Origin of the sequence: Planktothrix mougeotii LEGE 06226 (assembly GCF_015207485.1) — a bacterium.
Taxonomy (GTDB): domain Bacteria; phylum Cyanobacteriota; class Cyanobacteriia; order Cyanobacteriales; family Microcoleaceae; genus Planktothrix.
The window spans coordinates 1-1,427 of record NZ_JADEWU010000161.1 but is presented as its reverse complement, the minus strand read 5'-3'; the positions used below and the strand labels follow the sequence as shown (position 1 = coordinate 1,427).

Here is a 1,427-nt window from a genome sequence, read left to right as displayed (position 1 = left end):
TCTCTCATTTCTTTCAGCAATCTTTCTTTTTGCCCTTTAGATAGATGATTTTTCGCTGGCATTTGGGACTATCTCCGTTGAAACGCTTAATTTTCTATTATACAATCAAGCTGCGTAGCAGCTTATTAAGCGATCAAATGGGTCTTTGTGGTGAAAAGGTAGCTTGGCTAACTCATCCAAATGTTCTGGTCTTATTTCCAGCAACTCAATGGCATTACCGTAGACCTGATGCTTGACTAACTGAGTCATAGTCATGCCCAGTTGTAGTTTACCGATACTAATCTTGATAGACATCTCCCACAGACTGGCAATACTCAAAAATCTTTGATTGCTTGGCTGTTCGATTAACTTTTTGGCTGTATCACTCAGATTAAGACTGCCCTCTATAAACCATAAAAATGTATGAGTATCAAGCAAGATTTTCATGGAGCGTATTCCTCAAAATCTGCCAATGGCTCATCAAAATCATCCGACATAATCACCTTACCCTTAGCACTGCCGAATTTGGGGATAGATCCCGCTCCAACAAGCGGTACAATTAGGAAAGCTGCTCCATCACTGCGCGTAATTACAACTTCTCCCCCACTTGCTGCTTCTTCAATTAACTCTGCTAGTTTTGTTTCAGCTTCTTGTAAGTTAACTTGGTGCATTGATATTCTCTACCAAAACCCGATGTCTTGAATATAACTTCGCAGCAAGCAAATTCACGGGAAAATATCCTAGAACAAATTGAAGCCGAGCGAGACTACTACCAAACTTGCTGGAGGTGATAGCTATGACTTTCACCATCGCCCAGCTGATTCAGATCCCTTATGACTAGGGTTTAAAAAGTGTGGTCTTAGCAAAAAACCTGGCTCTACTCCTCACCCGGCATTCACGCACTCCGCACTCTGCACCTCGCACTCCGCACTCTGCACCTCGCACTCCGCACTCTTGACGCACTCTTTATAGATGAAAAACTCGGCTTAAGAGAACACGCATTATCTTAACCTAAATTCCTTGAGCGATTGCTCCGCAAGCAACACAGCTTTCCTCTGATGGGGAAGGCTGTTTTCAAGCTTGTTGAGCAATTAAGAGCCGGAAAGCCGGGGTAACGTTAAAACTTTTTCCAAATATTCCAGATACAGCAGTTGTCGAGGCGTAAATTCTAAGCGCTGTTGCAACACGTCCAGCAACGCGATTTCCAGTTCATCTAACTCTAAACTCCGCAGTCGCAGTACCTTCAAAGCCACTTGTACAAATTCCGCTGTTGGCTCATCAATTTCTACTAAATCTCGACTGTAAAATTGCAGCATTTCACTAGACATCTCCGAAATAGAAAAGGGAAGGGGGTATAAAGATGGTAAAATGGAATTTTACCCGCCGGGAGAGATGAGTAAATTAAGAGACTATCTGGACAAAAACCCCCAGCAAGCAAAAAGGCTATT

General features: G+C 42.8%; 3 protein-coding genes. All 3 read right to left on the bottom strand.

Translation table 11 applies throughout. The features are described from left to right. Positions 1–105 precede the first annotated feature (105 nt). The gene (locus IQ236_RS27515; protein WP_193872416.1) at positions 106–426 is read right to left on the bottom strand and encodes a type II toxin-antitoxin system VapC family toxin; all 321 of its coding nucleotides are present in this window, start codon (positions 424–426) and stop codon (positions 106–108) included. Beyond that, positions 423–650: a type II toxin-antitoxin system Phd/YefM family antitoxin gene (locus IQ236_RS27510; protein ID WP_193872414.1), complete on the bottom strand. Its 228-nt coding sequence runs from the start codon at positions 648–650 to the stop codon at positions 423–425. Before IQ236_RS27510 ends, IQ236_RS27515 begins: the two co-directional genes overlap by 4 nt. Positions 651–1,070: 420 nt before the next feature. Next, positions 1,071–1,295: a hypothetical protein gene (locus IQ236_RS27505; RefSeq protein WP_193872412.1), complete on the bottom strand. Its 225-nt coding sequence runs from the start codon at positions 1,293–1,295 to the stop codon at positions 1,071–1,073. Positions 1,296–1,427 lie beyond the last annotated feature (132 nt).